Raw genomic sequence first — 23,247 nt, 5'->3', positions numbered from 1 at the left:
CTTAATTAACAGACAATCCCAGCAGGATGAAATCGACGTGGGTTAACACAACGCTACTGATTTGCTGCCGGTTGGCCTTATCAAAGTTTGTCCAACCGGTGCGTAGTAAAATAGTTTCCCGCCCCAGTCGGAAGGCCAGAATCTGTCCGAGCAAAGCGTGAGTATGCAAAATGGTTTCGGTATCCAGGGGATCACGTCCAGTGTAACGGCCCACAAGGGAAGTCAGGTGGCTGTGCATCGGTGCTATCACACGATCGTGGATGAGCTGATAAGCGGGTGTTGGCGAAAGCTGTTCGCGAGAGATAAATTTGCTGAGATTCAGAGTTTCATCGGAGGTGAGCAGCCTTATCATTTGCTCACATGCCGTATGAATTAGCTGGCGGATTTGCGCTTTGTCTGATGGCGACTGACTCATAACCTCTTCGGCGCACTGCATGTGCTCAAGAAAATTGTCGTTGATAAAATCTGCAATCCACCCAGCAGAAGCAATATACAGCTCTTCTTTTGAGCCGAAATAATAGGTGATAGCCGCAATATTTTGCCCGGCAAGAGCCGCGATATCACGGGTGGTCGCCTGCAAGCCATATTCACCAAACTGAGCGATGGCAGCTTTAATAAGGCTATTTTTAGCCTGTTCGCCACGAGAAGTTATGGGAGGTTGAGAGGTCGGCATATTGCCTCATAAAAGAGTTAATCAATCGATTGATTAAAAATAGGCCGAAACAAATAGGCTGTCCAGCGATGTGTTTGTATCCTGCGAGGTGGTGCGGACGATTTATTAGACTGTCAGGAAATTGTTTATGTATTCGTACGAAGATCGGAGACAGGCCCCTTCACCGCCGCCGTGTATGGCTCACCCGATTATTTTCGCCGCTTCCCTCTGCCGCAGACGTCGCAAGATTTGCAACAACATTTGTGTATTGGCCGGCGTGAAATCTCCAGCGGTAACCTGAATCGACCAGGTCAACGACCAACCAGACATGCAATGTGAAAAAAGATAATTCTTTTTGTTATAAAGACCCTTCCTTTTGTGAGGTTGTTCTCTGTTCTTTACCAGTAATCCCTTACCATTGTCGTGGATATGTTCGGTCCGCGCTTTTGTTCGCATCACCCGCTCCGCGCTTGATGCATTTTGTCTACCGCTCAAAAGCAGTCATGGACACATTAACAATCACATTTATGAACAGGGGAAGCTCAATGTCGACATATTATTTTCTGCCAACACGAAATGTATTTGGCGAAGGCAGTGTTCAGGAAGCCGGTACGCTGGCAAAAACGTTAGATGTAAAAAAAATCATGATTGTCACGGACGCTTTCCTGGCAAAAAGTGGCATGGCGGACAAAGTCGCTAAAATTTATGAAGAAGCCGGTATTGAAGCGCGTATATTTGGTGGCGCGGAACCTAACCCCACAGATAAAAACGTAGAGGCGGGGATTAGTTTTTACCGGGAACATGGCTGCAATGGTATTGTTTCACTCGGTGGCGGTTCCTCCCATGACTGTGCGAAAGGTATTGGATTAGTCGCAGCCAATGGAGGAAATATTCACGACTTTGAGGGTATTGATAAATCCAGCAACGATATGATCCCATTAATGGCAATCAACACCACCGCAGGTACCGCTTCAGAAATTACCCGTTTCTGCATCATCACTGATACAGCACGTAAAGTTAAAATGGCGATTGTTGACTGGCGCGTGACGCCTCAAATCTCGATTAACGACCCGGAACTCATGGTCGGGATGCCACCTTCACTGACCGCCGCGACCGGCATGGATGCGTTAACTCACGCCATCGAAGCGTACGTGTCTACCATGGCGAACCCGCTGACTGATGCCGCCGCGCTGCAAGCGATCAGGATGATCACCCAGTACCTTCCCAAAGCTGTGGCAAACGGCGAATATATGAAGGCAAGGGATAATATGGCCTACGGGCAGTACCTCGCCGGGATTGCCTTTAACAACGCTTCTCTGGGCTATGTCCATGCGATGGCGCATCAGTTGGGCGGGTTCTATAACCTTCCCCATGGGGTATGTAATGCCATTCTGCTGCCTTATGTTGAGTACTTTAACTTGATTGGCAACCTTAATCGCTTCCGCGATATTGCAGAGGCCATGGGGGAAAACGTGGCCGGGCTCTCTACCGATGAGGCTGCGGTTAAAGCCATTAACGCCATCCGCCGCCTGAGCAGGCAGGTTGGCATTCCTCGCGATCTGAAAAGCCTGGGCGTCAAACCTGAAGATTTTGCCATCATGGCCGAGAATGCGAAAAAAGATGTCTGCCAGTTAACGAACCCGCGCAAAGCGACTAAAGAGCAGGTCATTGAACTCTATCGTCAGGCTTATGAAGGCGAAGAGTAACGTTAGATAACTGCGCGACGATGGGCCTGAAAAACCTTCACCGTAAATGAATTAAGGCCTGGCTGCAGGTGACCTGCAGCTAAGCTGTGTCCCTTAATCATCCGGGCTATAGTAACTATCTGTTTTCAAGACATAGTAAACTATGCCTCGCTACGACCTTCCCGGCGAAGCATGGACCATCATCCAGTCCTTGTTGCCTCTTGAGCCTGCTACGCCACGGGGCGGACGGCCATGGGCACAGCACCGCATGATCATCAACGGCATGTTCTGGGTGTTGTGTTCAGGTGCCCTATGGCGCGATTTATCTAAACGATAGGGGCCGTGGAAAACCGTTTATCCGCTTTAACCAATGGTCAAAATCGGCAGTGATTAACCTTATTTTCAACAGGTTGCTTTATGGCCTTGTTGACTGGTCTGCCACAGCGATGGATGGCAGTAATATCCGGGCGCTGAAATGTGCTGCCGGCGCTCAAAAAAACATCCCTATATAACCGGAGATAATGGGCTGGGTCGCTCTCACGGTGGTTTTGGCATCAAAATCCATCGGGTGACAGGCGCAAGCGGTCTCCCGCTAAACATCGTGCTGAGTCCCGGACAGGCTCATGAAAGCCAGTTTGCGCAACGTCTTCTGGACGGTATTGGAGTTCAGCGTAAGGTAGGGGGTATTCGGTCAGCCCGGCATCTTCTGTGCCAATTTCATAAAGATACAATCCGGCTGCCTGCGGGCTGTCGTGGCCGCCAGTCGCACGCGAGGTATTGATCTTCAGCAGAAGCCGCTGGTGCGCCAGCTCAGCCTGATGGACTGGTACATCGCTTATGAACTGCAGGTGCATCTCCAGCCGGGCGAATCTCTTGCCACAGTGAGAAGCGAATTGCACAGTCACATTCAGGACGTATTCAACGAATTTAATGTGCAGATCATGTCGCCGAATTTTGTGAATCAGCCGGAAACGGCGGTCATGGTAACTCAGGATAACTGGTTCGCCGCACCCGCCTCACCGCCAGACAATCCGAAATGAAATCTATCAGACGGGTCAGCGCTTGCCTTTAATTGTTGTCCGGTTGTTAACCCTGCGGCGGGAACTGACCGAGTTGCATGAACGCGCCAAACCAGTCTTCCAGATGCCAGGTGGTGGTGACGCGTTCGCCATTCAGCTCATGAAATTCATGCAGCCGGATGCTGACAAATTTGCCGGTCGGTTCGATGCCCATAAAGTTGCCGTGATGGGTACCGGTAATTTCTGCGCGCACGGCAATCTTCCCCGGGGTCTGAAGAAGGTCGTGGATGGTGATCTTCACATCCGGAAAAGCCTCAATGAACCCCCGGATGATCGGTTTCAACCCTTCGGGGCCGGATGCCTGACCTGGCGCGAGGGGAATATCTTTCCAGTCCTGCGTGACTGCCTCATCCATTAAGTCCGGATCATGCAGGCTAAAAGCCTGATAGATTTTTTCAACGGCTTTACGCTCCGCGATAAGACGATTTGCCATCTCGCTATTGTTGTCTGACATCGTTAAATTCCTCTGGCTGATTGCATTTTTATAGGGTTAATGTGGTGCACGCAGCGAGTATCACATTCATATCAGTAAGAATTGAAATAAGAAAAGCATATAGAGGAATATACGTTTTATGGATTTTAAGGGTCTCGATTTGAATCTGCTGGTCGCGTTTGATGCGCTGATGGAAGAGCGGAATGTGACCCGTGCCGCCAGCAAAGCGGTGGTCAGTCAGCCCGCGATGAGCGCGGCATTGTCGCGCCTGCGAACGCATTTTGCGGATCCGCTGTTTATCCGCAGTGCTTCCGGTTTGCTGCCTACCGCCAGGGCAAAAGAGATCGGTTTGCATGTGTCAAAAGCACTTAACGAACTGAGTCATCTGCTGGCTCCGGACGACAATTTTGCGCCGGAAAACAGAAAAATGTCTTTTACGCTTGGCACGTCCGAATATCCGCTGATGGTGTTACTGCCCGGCATTATGCGGGCGATCAGCGAACAGGCGCCCGGAGTGACACTGCATGTGAGGACATTCACCGACCGCGATGCGTCCGTGTCGATGCTGGATGCCGGTGAGGTTGATGTGGTGATCGGTATTCACCCGACCCGGCCGGAAAACCGCATCTTATCGCAGCCCTTGTTCAGTGATGAATTTGTCACGCTTATCCGCCGCGACAGTGATGCGGCACGCAACGGCATGACGTTAGAAACCTATCTCGGGATGAGCCATATTCTGGTCTCGCCGGAAGGAAATCATTATGGTCTGGTCGATGAACAACTCAGGGAGATGGGGCTGGCTCGTGAACTTCGTCTGACGTTGCCGACCATGGCTGGCGTTGCCGGTGTGGTGCAGCAGACGGGGTATGTCGCGACGGTGCTCAAACGCAGCGTGGTAGTGAGCGAGAAACACCCCAATATCGTGATGACCCTGCCGCCGGTGGCATTGCCGGAGATCCCGTTTTATCTGTTGTGGCACCGGCGTTCTGATGACAGCAATGCGCAGAAATGGCTGAGACAACTGATCTGCGCGCAGGCCCATGAATTGCTGTGAGTGACCAGACTCCGTTAATACCACGGGGCGAAGATTCAGCCACCGGGGAAACCATTCCCCCGCATGATGTGCCGGGGGATGTGTGAGAGCTAACCCGCTATTCCGTTCAGTTTTTCCATCACTTCATCGGACAAAATCACCTTCGCACTGGCCAGATTTTCCTGTAGATGCTGCGGCGATGACGTGCCGGGGATCAACAAGATATTCGGCGAGCGTTTGAGCAGCCAGGCCAGCGCGACCTGCATCGGCGTCGCCTGCAATTGTGCCGCTACTTCATCAAGCTGCGTTGACTGCAACGGCGAAAAACCGCCCAGCGGGAAGAACGGCACATACGCGATTTCCTGTTCAGCCAGGCTATCCACCAGCGCGTCGTCGTGACGGTTCGCCAGGTTATACATGTTCTGAACGCAGGCGATCGTCGTCAGTTTCTGTGCATCGGCGACCTGTTTTGCAGTCACATTGCTCAGACCTATATGACGGATCAGGCCGCGCTCTTTCAGCGTAATCAGCGCCTCCAGCTGCGGTGCCAGTGATCCTTCTTTTGGCTGACGTTCATCGAGCATGCTGCGCAAATTTACCACTTCCAGCGTCTCCAGCCCGAGATTGCGCAGGTTATCTTCCACCGCCTGCGTCAGTTCCTGCGGGCTGAAAGCCGGTAACCAGCCGCCTTTTTCATCGCGTCGTGCGCCGACTTTTGTCACGATGCACAGATTATCGGGATACGGATGCAGGGCTTTTTTGATCAGCTTATTGGTTTCATGCGGACCATAAAAATCGCTGGTGTCGATGTGATTAACACCAGATGCCAGGGCATCACGCAGCACCTGAATGCCCCGTGCTTCATCGCTGATCGGGCCAAAAACGCCGGGGCCAGCCAATTGCATTGCGCCATAACCTAAGCGCGCCACTTCTCTGTCGCCGAGGGGGTAAGTCATTGAAGGTTGTGACATGGAATTCTCCTGTGTGATTGTTCACTGATTGTAGCCGCGGGCAGGTTGTGCAACTATCCGGTGAAATCAGGACAAACTGTACGGACTGGCGCACAATGGCGAAGGTTATCGCGCTGAATTCTGCACAGGACACTGTTTATTGATTTTTGCCCTGAAGATAATCAGGCCAGACGCCCATAAGAGCCGCATCGTGCAGCGCTCTGACGGTTATGGGTGTCACTTTTCCCTGCATCCGGTTTAGGGTAAAAATCAATGAACCGAGAACACCCGTTTTTTCGGGGAAATGGTTGGATGTGCGATAGTTTTTAGGTTTTACCTTGAACTGGATGAAAAAATCGTTCATCAGGATATCCGTCTGTATTTCACTCAGCGAAAGCTTTAACAATGAAAAATCACTCCCGCAGACCTTATTGTAAAAACCAAACACGGTGGGGTGGTTATGTTGTTCAAGAAAATCAATGATTTTCCCTTCCAGCACATCATTCACTGTCATATGTCCTCCCCAGCAATTCCCTGACAGCGTGGTAAACCTCAACAGGCAGAATCGCCATCATGGGATGTTCTGTTTTTTCACCATCAGGACGGTGCAAAATAATATGTTTATCCGGATCCTGACACGGACCGGTATAGGCTGGATTGGCTGTGGCAAAAAGACTGACTGTATTTACGCCAGCGGCCACTGCGATATGTAGCGGCCCGGTGTCACCCGTAACAAGAACATCCAGACTTTTCAACAGCGTGACTAATTCTGTCAACTGCGTATGACCAGACATTACGCATATATTATTCTGATAGTGAGCGGGTAATTGTTTTAAGAAATCATTCGCCAGATTCTTTTCGGATGTTGTGCCTGTGATAATGATTTCCAGATCCCGATCGTTGTCTAATAACATACAGGCGAGTGTACTGAAAAAACATACCGGCCAGCGACGGGTCTCATTGGATGCCCCTAACTGAAATCCAATGCGCTGGCGTAAATACTGACGCGGTAAAAGAGTATTGATCATGGGAAGATGCATTGTCGTGTCGCCAGTATTTTCTCCCAGTGTTTCGAGTAACTTCAATTTGCGCCGGATAGTATGTCCGTCATAGTAACCGGAATAGTGATCTAAATAACGATTAAGTTCGGGAGACTCACTGCCATAGTGGTCGCGTAAAATCATTTTACTGCCGGATAAAACAGCACAAAATATGTCATAAGGAAAGTGTGCGTGTAAAATAACGGAAATATCAGGTTTGTGTTTTCTGAGTTTACATAACAAAGGTAATATTCTGACAACTTTATTATCCCATATATAAATATGGTCAAACCAATCATATTGCACAACCAGGCTGTGATTTTTTTTACTGGTAACCAGTATTATTTTGCTGGCTGGAAATCTATTCTTTAAATGCATGATTGCTGGTGTGTTCATGAGGTAGTCCCCCAGCGCGGTAGTGGAGTAAATGACAATATTACCCGGTGATGTTTCACGCTCTTCCAGCGAATATTTTTTTCTTCTCGTTAAAAAACAATAGATATGCAATATCGTCTTTATTACTTTTATCTTGATGGCTTTCATTTCTGTTCAGGTTACCCGCAACGCGATGATAGGGACTATTTTTCCATTAAATTACAAATAGAGTTTTAGGCTGTTACTCATTTTTTTGTATTTTCAGTAAGCACTTCATCTCTCAGTGCAACGAAATTGTTATAAACTTCATCGGTTGAAATATGAGAAACCTCTTCGTCTGCAGCAGCAATGATTCTGCACGGCACTTTCCATGGCCCCCAGACCTGCGGATCACTGTTACCAAAAAGCGCCACCACTGGTTTTCCCACACCCGCTGCAATGTGCAATGCACCGCCATCGCTGGTGATTATCTGGTGGCACAGAGACATTCCGGCCATAAGTTCACGAATATTTACGGTATCGAAAGGAACCATAATAATATCTTTGCAGGCGTTGATGATGTACTGCGCTTTCTGGTCATCCCCGGGATGACACAAGTTATCTTCTGAACCTGGCGACCAGAAAAGAATAATTTTGCAAGGTTCGTCACGCGCCAGCCTGTGCGCGATTTCGATATAATTCTCAACGGGCCAGCGTTGTTTTTCTTTTCGGGCGCTGATCTGCAAACCATATAAGGGCATATTGTAAGTGTTTTTTATTTTGTGAGCTGCCAGTTCTTTTTCAGATTTTGTCACCCATAAAGCCAGTTTCCCCGGTTTGGCGTGACAATTTAAAGGCCTGGCGAGTTCAGCCATCTGTTCAACCATATGCATGCCATCCCGCATATAAGGTATTTTATCGGTGACAGAGTCTGGCGAATCACTTCCTATCGCGATGATTCGTTTGGCCCGTGATAATGTTGCCCATCGCAAAGGTCTTTTATTCCAGTTCCCTGCCACAATAGCTACATCATAACCTTCTTTCCGAATAGCCAAAGTGGTGACTACACGGCGTAAAATGGCTTTTATCTTTTGAGTGTAAGATCCTTCATGATGCAGTTTAGTATAATGATGAACTTTACTGACGCCGGGATTACCTTCAAGAACCTGTTTGTTGTAAGAATTAACCAGCACATCGACGTGATGATTTTTCGCCAGCATAGAAATCAGCGGGGTTGTAAGGATAAGATCACCAATGTTTTCCCGTCTGATTATTAATATTTTCATTTCTTTCCTCATTAAATACACTGTCATCAAGAATGTAACTTTATGCCTGACTCTTATCATTATATATAAACTTCATTATCATCATGCGGGTGTTCTATTAAAGGGCCGTCATAAAGACATAATGAAATTTACTGCTAAGGTAGACTTAATCCTAAAAAGTTAGTTCCACGCATAACGTCAGCGTAAAGGAAAGATTGTGTTAAAGATCGTTAGTATTTCGTGAGGAGCTTTCGGTTTAATTAATACCGCGATTCTCTGTGTGTCACTCGGGATCAATCAAATGATTGTCGCGATGTTGTGAGTGTGCAACTATCCGGTTAAATCAGAAGTAACTGTACAGGGTGACGCACAATGCCGATGGATATCGCGCTGTTGCACGCAGTGGTAGAAGTGGCCAAAGCCGGAGGATTTCGTGAAGCGGCACGCGTCACAGGCAGTAATGCATCCCGGCTGAGCGATGCTGTGCGCCGGGCCGAACAACAACTGGGCATTCGCTTATTTCACCGCACAACGCGGGCGGTGGTGTTGACCGAAGCGGGCAGGGCGCTGCTCGAGCGGTTGCTCCCGGCCATGAATGAAGTGGATGCGGCACTCGATGCTCTCAACCGTTATCGCAATACGCCCGGCGGTACACTGCGGCTGAATGTGCCGGTCAGCGCAACCCGGCTGGTTTTGCCTGCACTTGTGCCCGAATTTCTCCGGCGTTACCCCGATATCCAGCTGGAAATCATTGCTGAAAGTAACGTGCAGGATGTATTTCGTGATGGCTGCGATGCCGGTATTCGTTACGACGAACGTCTCGAGCAGGACATGGTGGCGATCCCCATCGGACCGCGCCGTCAGCGTTATGCGGCGGCGGCCTCCCCTGATTACCTGAATGTGCATGGACGGCCATCGCATCCGCGGGATCTGATACAACACCGATGCCTGCGTGGTCGCTATGCCAGCGGGATTATGCCGGACTGGGAGTTCGAACATGAGGGCGAAAGCCTCAGCGTTCAGGTCAGCGGCCCGCTGGTGGTGAGTGTAGGGGGCGCGGTGGATCTGGCGGTAGAAACGGCGGTGGCGGGTGCGGGTATTATCTATCTGTTCGAAGAATGGCTGCGGCCTGCCATTGCCAGCGGCAAACTGGAGGCTATCTTGCAACCATGGTGGCTGTCGTTTTCCGGGCCATATCTTTACTACAATGACCGGCGTCTGATCCCCGCGCCATTACAGGCGTTTATCGATTTTGTGCGCGAAGATAATCTCAAACATAAATTATCTGAGGAATCGAAAAGTAGCCTGTTAGTCGGCACTATAAAAAATAGCTTCGCTGGATGAAGACTCAACCGAGCAGACCAAGATGCTCGATGAGAATTGACGTACCGATACCAATCAGCACCACGCCACCCAGAATTTCAGCCCATTTGCCCATCGCGGCACCGAGAAACCGGCCAAGCAACATACCGGATGTCGCCATGATGGTGGTGGCGGCACCAATAGTCAGCGCCATCACCAGAATATTCACCTGAAGAAAGGCCAGACCGACGCCCACAGCCATTGCATCCAGACTGGTCGCGACAGCTGCAGTGACCAGTACCCAGAAACCGTGACGACGTGGTGCCTGCGTATCTTCTTCCAATTTATCTTTCCTGAAGGCTTCCGCAATCATGCGGATACCAAGGATCAGCAGCAGGGTGAATGCCACCCAGTGATCCCAGCTCATAATAAACTGGCTGGCCGCCAGACCAATTCCCCATCCGATCACCGGTGTAATCGCTTCAATTACGCCAAAAATAAGCCCTGTGCGTAACGCCTCTTTTAGCGGTGGCCGGTGCAGAGAGGCACCTTTGCCAATAGCGGCTGCGAAGGCATCCATGGACATACCGAACGCCAGAATGAGGATGGTATAAAGTTGCATAAAACGGACCAGTCAGGCCTTCGGTAATCCCAAAGGCTATTTATTAATTGAGATGCGCAGTCTGCCACAAAAAACAAAATAAAAAAACCTTTATTTTCAGTATGTTATAGTGTTGGTTAAGAATGTTAGCACGGGCTATATTTGTTCAAAATGCCCGCAAAGTGATGAAAATTACGATGAGAAGCATCAAAAACATCAATCATCATAACGATGTAGAGTGAGTATGATTTATTCAGAAAATCTTACTGTTTCAGGACAGTACAGAACGTCACCAGGCCGAAGATCTCCAGTGACGCCGCATTCTGAATGTGATGATGAAGGTACAGGTTGTGAAGTTATGCGTACCCTTGTATGGCGTGAAAACAATTATCATTGCAGGTCCTATCACATACTATTTCTTTAAAAAAGAGTTGAATGGAGAATGTCAAAAATGAAATGTAAAAATAATTATCATTTAATATTTCGTGGTATTTCTTGTTTTTATAAAAAATTCAAGCATTCCTTATTATAAATATTAAAATCTAATCTCGATACATTCTATTTTTTCATTTACAAATAATTAAAATAACCCTGTATATTGTTATTTTTTATGAAAAAAATAAAATACTTTAGCAAAGGTAAATGTATTAGTAAGCAATCGGATATGTGAAAATCTATAATTACTGTTTATTATCACGGCCATATTAATTCTCTCTTTTAAACATTATGGTGATTTATCCGTGAGTAATACACAATATAAATTGAGCAAAGCGCGTCCCCCTCGCGTTCAAATTACGTACGACGTTGAAGTTGGCGGTGCTGAATCCAAAAAAGAATTACCTCTGGTGATGGGGGTTATCGGGAATTTTGCTAAAGATGATTTGCCACTGCGCGACCGTCGTTTTACGCACATTGATAAAGACAACTTTAATAATGTCATGGAAGGAATGAAGCCGGCTGTGGACATGCTGGTGGAAAGTACGTTGCCAGAAAAAGAAGGCCAGATGGCTATTGCACTGGAATTCAACTCTATGGATGACTTCTCTCCTGAAAACGTGGCGATGCAGGTGGAACCGTTGCGCAAACTTCTTGAATTACGCGAGCAACTGAGTGATTTGCGCAACAGAACTGCGAGCAATGACCGTCTGAAAGAGCAACTGGTTGAATTATTAGAGGGTATGGCGAAAGACGCAGAACCTGCCAAAGGGGAAGTAGAATGAGCGATATCCAGGTCATGAATGCTTCAGCTCAAGCTGAGCAGTCCGGTGATTATCTCGATCAAATTATCGATAATACTCAGGCCATCCGCCGGGAATCCGATCGTAATAAAGTAAAAAGCCAGTTGGATAACTTCCTGTCGGAAGTGGCATCAGGTGCGGTCATTGTTTCCAATGATCTGGTGGGTAGCATCGAAGCACGCATTGCCGCCATCGATGAACTGCTGTCTTCTCAAGTCAGCAAAATTATTCAGGCACCTGAATTCCAGCGTATGGAATCTTCCTGGCGTGGTTTGCACAAACTGGTGCAAAGCAGCGTCACGGAAAACACCAAAGTGCGTGTCTTTAACTGCACGAAGAAAGAGCTGCTGCGTGATTTTAAATCCGCCTCTGACTTTGATCAGTCTTCATTATTCAAAAGCATTTATGAAAGCGAATACGGTACCTTTGGCGGTGACCCTTACTCTGCTTTTGTGGGTGATTTTGAATTCGACTGTATGCCGGAAGATGTGCAACTGCTGGAACAGATTTCACATGTTGCCGCCGCCGCCCACGCGCCATTCCTGAGTGCTGCGAACCCTGGCATGTTTGCGATGGGATCGTTCTCCGAAATGCCGCGTCCGCGTGATCTGGGCAAACTGTTTGAAACCTCTGACTACGCCCGCTGGAAATCCTTCCGTCAGAGTGACGACTCACGTTATGTCGGCTTAACGCTGCCACGTGTTATCGGCCGTCTGCCTTACGGTGCAAAAACTGTATCCGTAGACGCGTTTAATTTCGAAGAAAAAATTGATGAAAATAATGAAGGAGCCAGCTATTTATGGGTCAACGCGGCTTATGATTTAGCGGGCCGTATGGTCGAGGCGTTTGAGGAACACGGCTGGTGTGCGGCGATCCGTGGTGTTGAAGGCGGCGGTTTGGTGAAGTCACTGCCGACCTACAATTACATTTCGCAGACCGGCGAAAAGGTCATGCAATGCCCGACAGAAGTGGCAATTTCTGACCGTCGCGAAAAAGAGTTAGCTGAGCTTGGTTTTATTCCGCTCATTTATTGCAAAGGTACAGATTACGCGGCGTTCTTCGCTGTGCAGTCGACCAATAAACCGCGTAAATACGATTCTGAGCTGGCGAATGCTAACGCCAAATTGTCAAGTCAGTTGCAATATATTATGACAACGTCGCGCTTTGCTCATTATCTAAAATCCATCGTGCGCGATAAAGTGGGCAGCTTCATGTCCAAATCTGAATGCCAGAATTTCCTGCAGAACTGGATCAACCAATATGTTGTGGGTTCAGATAATGTAGGACCAACGATTAAAGCAAGCCATCCGTTACGTGAGGCTGTGGTCGAAGTTGTTGATGTACCAGGTTCTCCGGGCAGTTATCGCGCCGTTGCGTATTTAAAACCGCATTTCCAGCTTGAAGGACTCAGCATGTCGCTGCGTCTGGTAGCGGAACTTCCTGCATCGACGGGTGCATAAATACTTAATCGTAAAAATAAGGATATAAAATGGCCACTGAATCGCTTTTCATGCAAATTGATGGTATTAAAGGCACTGTAAGTAATAAAGGTTATGAAGGTTGGATTGCCGTTGAGAATATGAATTTCGGTGTTTACTGCTCAGCTAAAATTGATAATGCTAGCGGTCAGGTAAACAGCGATGGCGTCAACTTTGATGCAATTTCATTTTCAAAAGTAATGGATACTACCTCTACTCAGTTATCCAATATGGTTGCGCAAGGCAGCAATGTTAAGCAAATTGTTATTGTTAAAGCATTGTTCCAGGGTGAGAAACTGGTTGAAGCACTCAAGCTGACCTATAAAAACTGTGTACTGAACAGCTACAATTTCAACGCTTATTCAGAAGGGGATGTTCCGAGTGAAAATCTGAGCTTTGTATTTGGTCAGATGACATTCGAAACTAATATGGTTGAGCCAGACGGTAAAACCAGCAAACAAGGTCCTGTGGGCTGGAATCTGGTTGAGAACACTAAGCTGTAATTTTTAAAACAACAGTGCACGCTGTAAGCGTGCACTGTATTAAGGCTTATTGATGAAGAGCTTATTACAGCAATTATCTGACAATAACCCAAAAGATCAAAATGACCTTATTGAGGAAGAAGACAAAAGCAGCACACTCATTGACGAAATATTGCTGCTTTTGTCTTCACGCCCCCGAAGTTACCGCATTGATAATATTCCACTGATTAATGAGTCGATACTTAATTATGGAGTCAGTGACGTTTTTTCCAGTGATACGCCTCGTCTTGAGCGCAATGCCATTATGCAATCACGTATTGAAATGGCATTACAACGCTTTGAACCAAGATTGAAAAACGTCTGCGTGACCCCCGGTGAAGAACTGGGAAGTCTTTGTTCATTCATTATTAATGCTGAAACATTCAATGGTGAAGTTCGCTACCGTCTAATGTGGGACGATGTCATCAGTCAATTTTCTCTGCGTGATTAACGAGTGTTTATAATGTTGGCGAAAAAATTAATTTCTTATTATCAGAATGAACTCGCTTACCTCAAAACGCAGGGGAAGGCGTTTGCCCGCCATTTCCCAAAAGTCGCCAGACGCTTAGGGATGTCAGAAGGTACGTCAGAAGATCCACATATTGAGCGAATTATTGAGTCCTTTGCGCTGGTCACGGCGCAGATTCAGCAACGTCTCGATGAGGATATGCCGGAAGTGACTGATGCATTGCTGACGGTGTTGGCTCCGCAATTTTTGCGTCCTTTTCCTTCGGTTTGCGTCGTACAAATGCAGCCAGATATCAAAGTCAGTGCGCTGACAGCCAGTAACCGCATTGACGCCGGAACAGCATTATTTTCCCGTCCGGTGAACGGACAGGTCTGCCGTTTTCGCACCACTTATCCGGTTACGCTTCAACCTGTCAGTCTGCATAACGTCAGCCTGCATCTGGATGCCGATGACATGAGCTGGAGTCTGAAAATACAATTATCGGTCTGGCCCGGTGCCACACTGGCGGCGGATTCCCTGAGGTTGCATCTCAGCGGCGCCAGTCGCATCGTCAACATCCTTTATACCTTGCTGTGCAGCGAAGTTGAGTCACTGACAGTTTTCCAGCAAGGGCAGAGTCATACGCTGTCGCCGCAAACTATACGTGCCGCAGGCTTCGGTGAAAATGAAGGCTTGCTTGCGGGTGATTCACGGGTTTCGCCCACTCACAGCCTGTTGCAGGACTATTTTTACTTCCCGCAAAAGTTTCATTTTATTGATATGCCGTTGCCTGCTGGCATGGTGGCGGGCAGTCAAAGCGAGCTTTCACTGGTGGTGAAATTCAACCGCTGCATGATAGCGCGTCAGTTGGAGAAAATAGCTGGTGCGGTGAACGAAAACCTGTTTCTGCTCAACTGCACGCCTGCTGTTAATCTTTTCGCCCATCGGGCCGAACCGATTTCACCTGATCACGAAACGGCGGAATATCCGGTTATCCCTGACATTCGTCACCAGGATGCGATGGAAGTCTGGTCTGTAGACGGCGTTTCGGCGATGCGCAAACTGGGCAATGAAACACAGTCCCGGCCTGTTTATCCATTGTTTGGTTTGGACCATTCCGCCAGTGACGGTGAAACCGGTTTGTTCTGGCAATGTATGCGCCGCGAAACCATGCAAAATGACGGTGTCGCCACATCGTTATTTATCGCTTTTTCTGACCGGGGAGAAAGCCCGTTAGCGCCCGGTTGCGACATTGTCAGCATGAACCTGACCTGCACCAATCGTGAGATTCCCGCAGCCATGCGCAACGGCGCTCCTGAAGGCGATTTCGAATCAGAGCTGCCGATTGCGGGCATGAAAATTATTGCGCTGACACGCCCGACGCTGCCGGTCAGGCCACCGGCTAAGCAGGCTACGCGCTGGCGTTTGATTTCTCAGCTTTCGCTCAACCATATGTTGATCAGTGGGCCGGAAGGCGCCCGTGTACTCAGGGAATCACTGGCGCTGTACAACTTTGTCGATAATCCGGGCATTACCCGCTTGATCAACCTGATCCTGCATGTCGAGTCTGGCCCGGTCGTTACCCGGCTGGCGCCTTTGGATCCCCGTTCCATGGCGCGGGGGATGGAGATCCGCATAACCTTTGCCAGCGAAGCGGCCGAAGAAGTTGAGTACTTCCTGCTGTGTCGCTTTATTGATTGTTTCCTGGCGTTGTACGCACCGGTCAACAGTTTCACCCGTGTAATCACCTGCATTGACTCACCGGGTGAAACTCCACGGACATGGCCTGTGCGGGCAGGAAGGCTGTCATGGATCTAAGCAAAATCCTCAGTCCGCATAACTTTTTCCAACAGGTGCGGCTGATGTTACGCAGTCTGACCAGAGCACAGGGAAAAGACAGCAAACAGGTGCTCGAAGCGCAACTTGATTTCATTTCACCGCTCTCGCTGGATGCGCCGAAAGGTGACATTACGTCGGTAACTCCGCTGGATCAGCAGCGCTGGCAAGTTGAAGTGGCCGCCCAGGGACTGACGGGGGCACTGGGCGCGTTACCCACGGTATACACCGAGTGGATGATCGACCGCTATTACCGCCATGGGGACAAAACTGCCAAAGCTTTTTTGGACATTTTTAACCACCGGCTACATAGCCTGCGCTATCTCGCCTGGCAGAAATATCACTATTACGCCATGGCAGAATTCAGTGCAACACGGCCGCTGAGTCAGGCAATCCGTGCGTTATCCGGCGTGGCAAACAGTGCGCCATCTCTGCAGCAGGAGCAGTTTGCTGATTTATTTGCGCATTCAGTACGCTCAATGCTCAACGTTGAAACCTGGTTAAAACACCGCTTTTCCGTGGCGGCGAAAGTCACGCCTTTTACCGGCGGATGGCAGGTCATGGACCCGGCCCAGTGTTGCCGGCTGGGAGAACCGTCACATACGCTGGCCGCTGCTCCCATGCTGGGCAGCGTGTACTGGGATCGACAATCACATTTTACGGTGACACTGGGACCGGTGCCGATGAAAAACGCCGGTCTTTTTTTGCCAAAGGGCAAGCACTACCAAAATCTGTGGTCGCATCTGCGTGAATACGTTGGTCCGGGTCTGGATTTTGATATTGATCTGCTGATCGAAAATACCACGAACGTCGTTACCTCGTTGGGGTGCGGGCAACTCGGGCTGGATATTTGTCTCGGGGCCTCCGAGGGAGCAGGCCAGCATAAAATTCGTTTACCCGTCTGCCGGGAAGGAAAATAAAAAATGTCGAAAGTAGCAGGACAAGACAACCGGTTTATCCGTTTCGTTGGCGATGCCGCTGATTCACTGACGCTGATGTATATCGAGGGCGATGAACAATTCTCTGACACCTTCAGCTATCAGGTCCAGTTTCGCACGTCGTTAATAACTCCGCAGATGGGGCGTTTTCTGGGGCATGAAATGGCCTGTGAGATTGGTCGTGGCAACCAAAAGCGCTACGTGCATGGTGTGCTGACACAGATTAAAGAAGACAATAATGTCGATGGTATCAGTACCTTCACCGGTACGCTGGAACCGCGCATGGCATTGTTGCGTCTCGGACGTAACCTGGCGGTTTTCCAGAATATTACCGTACCGGATTTAGTGTGCAAGCTGCTGCGCCAGCAGAACATCAGCCACATTGATTTGCGTCTGCGTGCGACTTATCAGCCGCGTGAATACTGCATTCAGTATCGCGAATCCGATTTTGACTTCATTAGCCGCCTTCTTGAGCAGGAAGGGATCTATTACTTCTTCCAGCATGATGCCGGGCAACACACGCTGGTACTGGCCGATCATCCGTCCAGCCATCAGTCTGGCAAAACGGCGGAGTTACCCTTTATGCCACTGCAGGGGCGAGGCGATGGCGTCGGTATCCTGAACTGGGTGGCCAGTTCTTCACTGGCGGCCTCTTCCGTGATGCTCAAAGGTTTTAACATTGTGCAGGCAGCCAGTGTGGAGGGCGAATCGAAAGCCGTGGAAGCGGAATATTCCGTGCCGGGTGTCAGCTACGTGGACGCGCACGGCCATGAAAAACGCGAATTACTGCAATCAGAAGCCCGGCTGAAGATGGAACAGCTTGAGGCCGATAACCAGCAGTTTTACGCCGAAGCCAGCGTGTGGTGGCTAGGCTGTGGCGATAAATTCCTTCTGAGCGGGCATCCTTCCTGTCGGGGAAACTACCGAATCAAGTCGGTTCATATGCATGCATCAAGCAACATTGATGACGGGCAGCCTGATTTTGGCTACGCGCTCACTGTGTTGAAAGACAGCCTTTCCTGGCGTCCGCCGTGCCTCACCAGACAACCTGAAATCGCCGGTATTCTGACCGCCATCGTTGTCGGGCCAAAATCAGAAGAAGTCCACACGGACGAATATGGCCGCATCAAAATTCAGTTCCCGTGGGATCGCGAAAACAAACATGACGATGGCAGTTCCTGCTGGGTGCGGGTTTCGCAGCCGTGGGCGGGTGGCCGTTTCGGCGCCATGTTCCTGCCTCGCGTCAACAGCGAAGTTACGGTCAGCTTTGTGCATGGCAACCCTGATTATCCTCTGGTGACCGGCTCGGTATACAACGGGCAAAACAAACCGCCGCTGAGCCTGCCTGAGGAGAAAAATCACGCCGGATTCGTTTCACGCAGCTCCCTCAACGGCAATGTTGAAGAAGGCCATGAGTTGCGCTTCGACGATAAAAAAGGCGAAGAGCGTCTGGTCATCACCTCGCAAAAAGATCTGCTGCTGACAGTGAAAAACGACGTCACCACCCGTATTACCAAAAACGTCACTGAAACCATTGGTGAGAACCGCACGACCGAGTTAACCAAAGGTAATGAAAGCCTGACGCTTAAACAGGGCGATTATGCCCTGGATATTAAAGGCAATTTGCAGGAAAGCCTGACCAGCGGTAACCATCAGCTAAACATCAGTGGTGGCGGTAGCACGGTCAAAGCGGACAAAGCCTGCGTTATTGAATCGACCCAGTCTATCGAATTAAAAGTCGGTAGCAGCAAAATTACTCTTTCTCCTTCCGGCATTACGCTGAGCGGCACCACGATCAAAATTGAAGGGAAGGGCACGGCAGAACTTAAAGGTGCGATGGTCACTGTTCAGGGTAGCGGTATGACCCAGATCAAGGGCGGCGTGACGATGATTGGCTGAGGAAATAAATAACATGAAAGAAAAACTGCTCACGCCGGAAGCGCTTGCTGCTTACAACCCGCTGCAAAACGGCGCTGAAAACGCAGCGCAACTGATGATCGCAGAACGCTGGGAAGATGCGCTGGCAAGCGTGGCGGCTGATTCTGTGCAGGAGAAACTGTTGGCATGGACGCTGCAAAAGGCGCTGGCCCGCCCTGAATCACAGGAACCCGCGATGCAGCAATGTGCCAGTGAAATCCATCAGTGGCTGGCAAATCCTGATGATGACCGGCGTTTCCGTATTTTCCAGCAGGCAGAACAGCTCGGGTTTGATACCCCCGTTGGCGCGCTCGGCCTGTCACTGTTCTGGATGCAAGGCAGCATGACACCCGCAGAGTTCGATGCGGTGTACCCAGAACCCCATTTGTCCCGTCTGATGCTCCATTGTGCGTTGAAATTGCTCAGCGTGGCGATCGCGGCGGAAGACGCGCCACTTAAGGGAGCACAGACATTGCTTTCTGAGTGGCACGCTGCCGGGGGAGGTTACTGATGGGACAGCCCGCTGCTCGCGTTGGCGATATGCATGTTTGCCCGATGGTGACACCCGGCTTACCCCCGATCCCACACGTTGGCGGACCGGTGACCACTCCCGGTACGCCGACCGTACTTATCGGAGGTATGCCTGCCGCGACTATGGGCTCGATGGCAGTGTGCGTCGGACCACCGGATTCGGTCATCATGGGCAGCACGAAAGTGCTGATTGGCGGTAAACCCGCAGCGCGGATGGGCGACAGCACAGCGCATGGCGGAACCATTGTTGCGGGTTGCCCGACCGTACTGATTTCATAGAGTGTATTGAAATGATAATGAATTTTGAGCCCTTGCTTGCCCCGTTCAGTGGCGATCATCCTGTCGGGCGCAACATGGAATATGAGCCGGTCTATAACGAAATCCGTGAGGCGCGGGAAAGCGATCCTGACTATTTGCCGCAGGGCGAATGGGCCACTGAATTGCGTAAAGCCGACTGGAGCAAAGTCGTTCGCTTAAGCGCGAAGGTTTTGCAGGCAGAAAGCAAAGATTTGCAGGTGGCTTGCTGGCTGATCGAAGGGTTGAGCCAGCAGCACGGGATCCGCGGCCTGCTGGACGGTACCGGTTTTCTGATACCGTTTATACAAACTTACTGGCAAAACGGCTGGCCGGAGCTGGATGAGGACGGCGTGATAATCCGCCATGGCATGATCAATCGTCTGGACCGCCAGTTGGCGCAAATGCTGCATTGTCATCCTCTGTTTGGACAGCCGGAAAGCACGCTGGATCACTGGCGCAAGGTGCTCGCTTATGAGCACCGGGTGACGATGAAACCTGACAGCGCTGCGGAACGGGGCAGTGACGATGATTTCTCGATGGATACCTTCAACCGTTGGGCTGCCACACTGGATCCGCAGAAAGTTGCCGCACAGAACGAGGCGTTAACTCAACTGATGACTATGCTGGATACGCTTGAAACCCTCTATGGTCAGCTGAATCCGCAGGCTGATTCTCTGGCAATGGGGCAGATGCGTAGTGCCGTCGCCGAAATGCAGGAATTTGTGAAACGCCTGTTTGACCGTGCGGCACCGGCATATGACGACGTGATGACCCTTAACGTATTAATGCCTGACGAAGATGAGCAAGCCAATGACGTCAGTTCACTGATGAATAACACCAAAAAACAAACGATGTCACGGGATCTGGCCATCAGCCAGATGCTGACCATTGCCCATTTTTTCCGTCAGACCGAACCGTCAAGCCCCGTCCCTTTTCTGATGGAGCGTGCGGCGCGCTGGGCGGCTATGACGTTGACCGAATGGCTGGAAGAGATGTTGCAGGATGACAGCAGTATGCGCGATATCAACAAAGTATTGAAAGGACACGGCAGAGAATGAGGGGGAAAAGGGGACTGACCGGGCTGATACTGAGTGTCATGCTGCTGGCAGGTTGCGCGTCAGATGATGGGCAAAGCCGTCAGAAGGCGATCAGTGAAGTGGCTGCGCCTTTCGCGAATGGGGCTATCACTCTGCAACTGCGGGCTGAGCCGGGGCTGAACAGCCTGAACGACATGCCCAACAGCTGTACAGTATTACTGCTACAAGCCAAGGATAAACCGACGCTGGATAAAATACTGGGTAATCCCGCGACGCTGAAAAGCTTGTTTGCCGGTGCCGGCAGCGAAGGAGACGTTTTGCAGGTGGATCGTTACGTCATGATGCCGGGACAAACCAACACGGTGCATATTGATCGCGCCCGAGATACCCGCAATGTGGCGCTGGTCGCAGGCTACTATCCGTTCCCGGTAAAGAAACACATGGTCAGCGCACTGGTGCCGGTAGAGTCTGAGAGCACTGGCTGGTGGGAGCCTGTCTGGCAGGCGCATTTAGCGCCGGTCACTCTTTCTGTCACCTTAGGCAGTGAAAGTATTGTCAGTGCAGATGTCCCTGTTGCCGGAGAGAAAAAATAATGTATCCAGAACAACAGCAAATTTACTGGCATTCCGGGCTTTATCTGCAGCCGCAGCACTTTCAGTCACTTGACCTGCATTATGAATGGAACCTCGCGCAGCATTTGCGGCTGGCGCAGCCCTATAATCACGGGCTGATTGAGGTGAGTATTAATGAAGCAGCACTGAGCGACTACGTGATCAGCGTTGAGCAGATCCGTTGTATTTTGCCCGGCGGTACCTTGCTCTCACTGCCCGGCAACAGCCGTGTTGAACAACGCAACTTCCGTGACCTCTGGAAACAGCGCGATCAGCCGCTGACCATCTGGCTGGCTTTACGTCGCTTTGATCCGCTGCACAGTAATGTCACCACGCTGGAAAAAGAGCATGATCGCGCCGTCACGCGCTGGATCAACACCAGCGAAGAGCGGGTGATGAAAGATGTCTATGATCATGCGCCGGATGCTGCAGTGGCACGCCTGTGCTACAACGTCAGGTTGCTGACGGACGTTGAAAAAGACGATGCGGTTGACTGCGAATGCATTCCACTCACCCGACTGCGTTATGAAAACGAACGGGTGATCCTCGATCCGACATTCTCGCCACCTTCCGTGACACTTTTTGGATCATTCAGCCTCGGCAAGCTGATTGACACTATTTATTTTGAACTGAGTGCGCGGGCCAGGAAGCTTGAAGAATACAAACGCTCAGAGCGACTGGTCAGTGATGCCGACCGTGGCGACCAGGTGACACAGTTGTTAGCGATGCGTTCTCTCAACCGTGTGTTGCCACAACTGAAAAATTTCTGTCAGGCGCGCCAGGTTCATCCATGGCAAGTCTACAACGTGTTGTGCCAGCTGGTGGGCGATCTTTCCTCATTCAATGACAGCTGCACCTTCCTTGGTGAGTGGCACGACGGTGAAAATTCACTGCAAACCTACAACCACAATGAATTGCTGAGTTGTTTCGAAAGCGCCCGTAAGACGCTGATTACCTTGTTGAACAGTCTTGTGCTTGAGGACAATACGTATATCACGCTGGAAAACGATCTTCAGGGCGTGTTCACCGGAAGCTTTGACAGCGCGCAGAGTAAAAATCCCGAAACGGTACTGCTGCTGTTACGTTCCGCCAGCATGCCGATGGAAAATCGTCAGATAAAAAATCCGGGCGGCATCAAACTGGCTTCACCAAGAATGATTGAACCGCTGATCCAGCATGCTCTGCCGGGCATTCCGGTAGTTCGTTGTCCACAGCCACCGCGGGGTGTACCAAACCGCAGAGATTCGCATTATTTCCTTGTCGAGCAGGATAGCGAATTGTGGAACAAAGCCCGGCAGCACAGCAGCATTTCCTTCTACTGGCCAGACATGCCGGAAGATCTTCAGGTGCAAATTATATTTGTGGTGCCTTCATGATGAGTTTGCTCAATTGTTATTTACCGCTGTTTCGCTATGTGACGGCGTTTTTTATTAATCCGCAGGAATATTCTGATTACAGAGAGTTTCGCGAAAAAATTATTACTTTATTACAGCAGGCGCTGCTTGAGTCAGAACGTCATCATGAAAAAGCAGAGTGCGATGATGCTTATTTCGCGGTGGTGCTGTGGGTAGATGAGCGGGTATTAAGATCCCGCGCGGAGTGGGTGAAAGAATGGCGAAGCAATCTGTTGCAGAAATATTATTTTGATATTTCTGTCGGCGGCGAGGCATTTTTCGACCGGCTGGATCAAACCGATAAAACCAATACACAACTGAGAATGGTGTATCTGTTCTGTCTGCTGATGGGCTTCCACGGAAAATATACCTCACAGGATGCGCAGCTTTTGCAACAGCGCATCGAGGATGAGCGGCAGTGCTTGCCACAAGCCTGGCGTCAGTGGCCGAACAATGCCTTGCTGGTTGAACAGGACGCAGGCGGCGGCGAAAAAAATAAAACGGTGGTGAAAAAACTACGCCAGCGTAAAGGGCTGTTACTGGCACTGCCTGTTGTCGTCTATTTAGTGATTTTGTCCACCGGCTTAGGGATATTTTTCAGGTAACC

23 protein-coding genes and 2 pseudogenes are annotated in these 23,247 nt (G+C 49.9%); 18 read left to right on the top strand and 7 right to left on the bottom strand.

Translation table 11 applies throughout. The features are described 5' to 3' along the window. Window position 1: 1 nt before the first annotated feature. On the bottom strand, window positions 2-673 hold the full coding sequence (gene cecR / locus ABIC79_RS14425; protein ID WP_013578163.1) for a transcriptional regulator CecR: 672 nt from the start codon (window positions 671-673) through the stop codon (window positions 2-4). 524 nt (window positions 674-1,197) lie between these two features. Here cecR and ABIC79_RS14420 point away from each other — a divergent pair. The 3 genes and pseudogenes from ABIC79_RS14420 to ABIC79_RS14410 all read left to right on the top strand — a co-directional run. After that, complete coding sequence (locus ABIC79_RS14420; protein ID WP_168444358.1) at window positions 1,198-2,358, top strand: iron-containing alcohol dehydrogenase; 1,161 nt, start codon at window positions 1,198-1,200, stop codon at window positions 2,356-2,358. Between the two features lie 142 nt (window positions 2,359-2,500). Next, window positions 2,501-3,040: pseudogene (locus tag ABIC79_RS14415) on the top strand (IS5 family transposase); the annotation flags it as partial. A gap of 49 nt (window positions 3,041-3,089) precedes the next feature. Continuing rightward, a pseudogene (locus ABIC79_RS14410) lies at window positions 3,090-3,377 on the top strand (mechanosensitive ion channel protein MscS); the annotation flags it as partial. A gap of 46 nt (window positions 3,378-3,423) precedes the next feature. On the opposite strand, the gene ABIC79_RS14405 reads toward ABIC79_RS14410, so the two are convergent. Next, window positions 3,424-3,870: an ester cyclase gene (locus ABIC79_RS14405; RefSeq protein WP_112151407.1), complete on the bottom strand. Its 447-nt coding sequence runs from the start codon at window positions 3,868-3,870 to the stop codon at window positions 3,424-3,426. A 118-nt stretch (window positions 3,871-3,988) separates the two neighbouring features. Between ABIC79_RS14405 and ABIC79_RS14400 the strand changes: the two genes are divergently transcribed. Next, complete coding sequence (locus ABIC79_RS14400; RefSeq protein WP_013578166.1) at window positions 3,989-4,903, top strand: LysR family transcriptional regulator; 915 nt, start codon at window positions 3,989-3,991, stop codon at window positions 4,901-4,903. Window positions 4,904-4,992: 89 nt separating this feature from the next. Here ABIC79_RS14400 and ABIC79_RS14395 read toward each other — a convergent pair whose 3' ends face one another. The 4 genes from ABIC79_RS14395 to ABIC79_RS14380 form a co-directional block, all read right to left on the bottom strand. Then, complete coding sequence (locus ABIC79_RS14395) at window positions 4,993-5,853, bottom strand: aldo/keto reductase family oxidoreductase (RefSeq protein ID WP_037032854.1); 861 nt, start codon at window positions 5,851-5,853, stop codon at window positions 4,993-4,995. 136 nt (window positions 5,854-5,989) lie between these two features. Next, window positions 5,990-6,346, bottom strand: coding sequence for a DUF1493 family protein (locus tag ABIC79_RS14390; RefSeq protein ID WP_013578168.1), 357 nt, complete (start codon window positions 6,344-6,346; stop codon window positions 5,990-5,992). Beyond that, window positions 6,333-7,415: a glycosyltransferase family 9 protein gene (locus ABIC79_RS14385; RefSeq protein ID WP_121019903.1), complete on the bottom strand. Its 1,083-nt coding sequence runs from the start codon at window positions 7,413-7,415 to the stop codon at window positions 6,333-6,335. The genes ABIC79_RS14390 and ABIC79_RS14385 overlap by 14 nt, the downstream gene beginning before the upstream one ends. A gap of 77 nt (window positions 7,416-7,492) precedes the next feature. Continuing rightward, window positions 7,493-8,512, bottom strand: a complete 1,020-nt coding sequence (locus tag ABIC79_RS14380; protein WP_013578170.1) for a glycosyltransferase family 9 protein — start codon at window positions 8,510-8,512, stop codon at window positions 7,493-7,495. A 351-nt stretch (window positions 8,513-8,863) separates the two neighbouring features. Between ABIC79_RS14380 and ABIC79_RS14375 the strand changes: the two genes are divergently transcribed. Then, a complete protein-coding gene (locus ABIC79_RS14375) occupies window positions 8,864-9,835 on the top strand; it encodes a LysR family transcriptional regulator (protein WP_013578171.1) in 972 nt (323 codons plus the stop codon). Window positions 9,836-9,839: 4 nt separating this feature from the next. Here ABIC79_RS14375 and mntP read toward each other — a convergent pair whose 3' ends face one another. Further along, window positions 9,840-10,415, bottom strand: a complete 576-nt coding sequence (gene mntP, locus ABIC79_RS14370; protein ID WP_013578172.1) for a manganese efflux pump MntP — start codon at window positions 10,413-10,415, stop codon at window positions 9,840-9,842. A 719-nt stretch (window positions 10,416-11,134) separates the two neighbouring features. On the opposite strand from mntP, the gene tssB reads away from it, so the two are divergent. The 13 genes from tssB to ABIC79_RS14305 are packed head-to-tail and all read left to right on the top strand — an operon-like array spanning window position 11,135 to window position 23,245. Beyond that, complete coding sequence (tssB, locus tag ABIC79_RS14365; RefSeq protein WP_013578173.1) at window positions 11,135-11,614, top strand: type VI secretion system contractile sheath small subunit; 480 nt, start codon at window positions 11,135-11,137, stop codon at window positions 11,612-11,614. Further along, on the top strand, window positions 11,611-13,092 hold the full coding sequence (gene tssC / locus ABIC79_RS14360) for a type VI secretion system contractile sheath large subunit (protein ID WP_013578174.1): 1,482 nt from the start codon (window positions 11,611-11,613) through the stop codon (window positions 13,090-13,092). The genes tssB and tssC overlap by 4 nt, the downstream gene beginning before the upstream one ends. A gap of 29 nt (window positions 13,093-13,121) precedes the next feature. Next, window positions 13,122-13,613 carry an Hcp family type VI secretion system effector gene (locus ABIC79_RS14355; RefSeq protein WP_013578175.1) on the top strand — a complete coding sequence of 164 codons (492 nt, stop codon included), beginning with the start codon at window positions 13,122-13,124 and terminating at the stop codon, window positions 13,611-13,613. A gap of 52 nt (window positions 13,614-13,665) precedes the next feature. Further along, window positions 13,666-14,082 carry a GPW/gp25 family protein gene (locus ABIC79_RS14350; RefSeq protein ID WP_013578176.1) on the top strand — a complete coding sequence of 139 codons (417 nt, stop codon included), beginning with the start codon at window positions 13,666-13,668 and terminating at the stop codon, window positions 14,080-14,082. A 12-nt stretch (window positions 14,083-14,094) separates the two neighbouring features. Beyond that, window positions 14,095-15,897, top strand: coding sequence for a type VI secretion system baseplate subunit TssF (gene tssF, locus ABIC79_RS14345; protein WP_013578177.1), 1,803 nt, complete (start codon window positions 14,095-14,097; stop codon window positions 15,895-15,897). Then, complete coding sequence (gene tssG / locus ABIC79_RS14340) at window positions 15,888-16,835, top strand: type VI secretion system baseplate subunit TssG (RefSeq protein ID WP_013578178.1); 948 nt, start codon at window positions 15,888-15,890, stop codon at window positions 16,833-16,835. Before tssF ends, tssG begins: the two co-directional genes overlap by 10 nt. A 3-nt stretch (window positions 16,836-16,838) precedes the next feature. Further along, entirely contained in the window at window positions 16,839-18,752 is a 1,914-nt protein-coding gene (locus ABIC79_RS14335) for a type VI secretion system Vgr family protein (RefSeq protein WP_037032869.1), read from the top strand. Window positions 18,753-18,765: 13 nt separating this feature from the next. Beyond that, on the top strand, window positions 18,766-19,281 hold the full coding sequence (locus tag ABIC79_RS14330; RefSeq protein ID WP_013578180.1) for a DUF6931 family protein: 516 nt from the start codon (window positions 18,766-18,768) through the stop codon (window positions 19,279-19,281). Next, window positions 19,281-19,580 (top strand): PAAR domain-containing protein, encoded by a 300-nt coding sequence (locus tag ABIC79_RS14325; RefSeq protein ID WP_013578181.1) that lies wholly within the window; start codon window positions 19,281-19,283, stop codon window positions 19,578-19,580. The genes ABIC79_RS14330 and ABIC79_RS14325 overlap by 1 nt, the downstream gene beginning before the upstream one ends. Window positions 19,581-19,591: 11 nt before the next feature. Next, window positions 19,592-20,656, top strand: coding sequence for a type VI secretion system protein TssA (tssA, locus tag ABIC79_RS14320; RefSeq protein ID WP_354567575.1), 1,065 nt, complete (start codon window positions 19,592-19,594; stop codon window positions 20,654-20,656). Further along, window positions 20,653-21,228 (top strand): type VI secretion lipoprotein TssJ, encoded by a 576-nt coding sequence (locus ABIC79_RS14315; protein ID WP_013578183.1) that lies wholly within the window; start codon window positions 20,653-20,655, stop codon window positions 21,226-21,228. Before tssA ends, ABIC79_RS14315 begins: the two co-directional genes overlap by 4 nt. After that, window positions 21,228-22,622 (top strand): type VI secretion system baseplate subunit TssK, encoded by a 1,395-nt coding sequence (gene tssK / locus ABIC79_RS14310; protein ID WP_013578184.1) that lies wholly within the window; start codon window positions 21,228-21,230, stop codon window positions 22,620-22,622. Before ABIC79_RS14315 ends, tssK begins: the two co-directional genes overlap by 1 nt. Beyond that, window positions 22,619-23,245, top strand: a complete 627-nt coding sequence (locus ABIC79_RS14305) for a DotU family type IV/VI secretion system protein (protein ID WP_013578185.1) — start codon at window positions 22,619-22,621, stop codon at window positions 23,243-23,245. Before tssK ends, ABIC79_RS14305 begins: the two co-directional genes overlap by 4 nt. Window positions 23,246-23,247: the final 2 nt, after the last annotated feature.

The organism is Rahnella sp. 2050, assembly GCF_040544515.1.
GTDB classification, from domain to species: Bacteria; Pseudomonadota; Gammaproteobacteria; order Enterobacterales; family Enterobacteriaceae; genus Rahnella; species Rahnella aceris.
The sequence above is the reverse complement of the archived record's forward strand: the minus strand, read 5'-3'. Positions and strand labels throughout refer to the sequence as shown.

Excerpts from the sequence above, each read along its gene's own strand:
- cecR (WP_013578163.1), bottom strand. The coding sequence starts at position 673 with ATGCCGACCTCTCAACCTCCCATAACTTCTCGTGGCGAACAGGCTAAA.
- ABIC79_RS14420 (WP_168444358.1), top strand. The coding sequence starts at position 1,198 with ATGTCGACATATTATTTTCTGCCAACACGAAATGTATTTGGCGAAGGC.
- ABIC79_RS14405 (WP_112151407.1), bottom strand. The coding sequence starts at position 3,870 with ATGTCAGACAACAATAGCGAGATGGCAAATCGTCTTATCGCGGAGCGT.
- ABIC79_RS14400 (WP_013578166.1), top strand. The coding sequence starts at position 3,989 with ATGGATTTTAAGGGTCTCGATTTGAATCTGCTGGTCGCGTTTGATGCG.
- ABIC79_RS14395 (WP_037032854.1), bottom strand. The coding sequence starts at position 5,853 with ATGTCACAACCTTCAATGACTTACCCCCTCGGCGACAGAGAAGTGGCG.
- ABIC79_RS14390 (WP_013578168.1), bottom strand. The coding sequence starts at position 6,346 with ATGACAGTGAATGATGTGCTGGAAGGGAAAATCATTGATTTTCTTGAA.
- ABIC79_RS14385 (WP_121019903.1), bottom strand. The coding sequence starts at position 7,415 with ATGAAAGCCATCAAGATAAAAGTAATAAAGACGATATTGCATATCTAT.
- ABIC79_RS14380 (WP_013578170.1), bottom strand. The coding sequence starts at position 8,512 with ATGAAAATATTAATAATCAGACGGGAAAACATTGGTGATCTTATCCTT.
- ABIC79_RS14375 (WP_013578171.1), top strand. The coding sequence starts at position 8,864 with ATGCCGATGGATATCGCGCTGTTGCACGCAGTGGTAGAAGTGGCCAAA.
- mntP (WP_013578172.1), bottom strand. The coding sequence starts at position 10,415 with ATGCAACTTTATACCATCCTCATTCTGGCGTTCGGTATGTCCATGGAT.
- tssC (WP_013578174.1), top strand. The coding sequence starts at position 11,611 with ATGAGCGATATCCAGGTCATGAATGCTTCAGCTCAAGCTGAGCAGTCC.
- ABIC79_RS14355 (WP_013578175.1), top strand. The coding sequence starts at position 13,122 with ATGGCCACTGAATCGCTTTTCATGCAAATTGATGGTATTAAAGGCACT.
- ABIC79_RS14350 (WP_013578176.1), top strand. The coding sequence starts at position 13,666 with ATGAAGAGCTTATTACAGCAATTATCTGACAATAACCCAAAAGATCAA.
- tssF (WP_013578177.1), top strand. The coding sequence starts at position 14,095 with ATGTTGGCGAAAAAATTAATTTCTTATTATCAGAATGAACTCGCTTAC.
- tssG (WP_013578178.1), top strand. The coding sequence starts at position 15,888 with ATGGATCTAAGCAAAATCCTCAGTCCGCATAACTTTTTCCAACAGGTG.
- ABIC79_RS14335 (WP_037032869.1), top strand. The coding sequence starts at position 16,839 with ATGTCGAAAGTAGCAGGACAAGACAACCGGTTTATCCGTTTCGTTGGC.
- ABIC79_RS14330 (WP_013578180.1), top strand. The coding sequence starts at position 18,766 with ATGAAAGAAAAACTGCTCACGCCGGAAGCGCTTGCTGCTTACAACCCG.
- ABIC79_RS14325 (WP_013578181.1), top strand. The coding sequence starts at position 19,281 with ATGGGACAGCCCGCTGCTCGCGTTGGCGATATGCATGTTTGCCCGATG.
- tssA (WP_354567575.1), top strand. The coding sequence starts at position 19,592 with ATGATAATGAATTTTGAGCCCTTGCTTGCCCCGTTCAGTGGCGATCAT.
- ABIC79_RS14315 (WP_013578183.1), top strand. The coding sequence starts at position 20,653 with ATGAGGGGGAAAAGGGGACTGACCGGGCTGATACTGAGTGTCATGCTG.
- tssK (WP_013578184.1), top strand. The coding sequence starts at position 21,228 with ATGTATCCAGAACAACAGCAAATTTACTGGCATTCCGGGCTTTATCTG.
- ABIC79_RS14305 (WP_013578185.1), top strand. The coding sequence starts at position 22,619 with ATGATGAGTTTGCTCAATTGTTATTTACCGCTGTTTCGCTATGTGACG.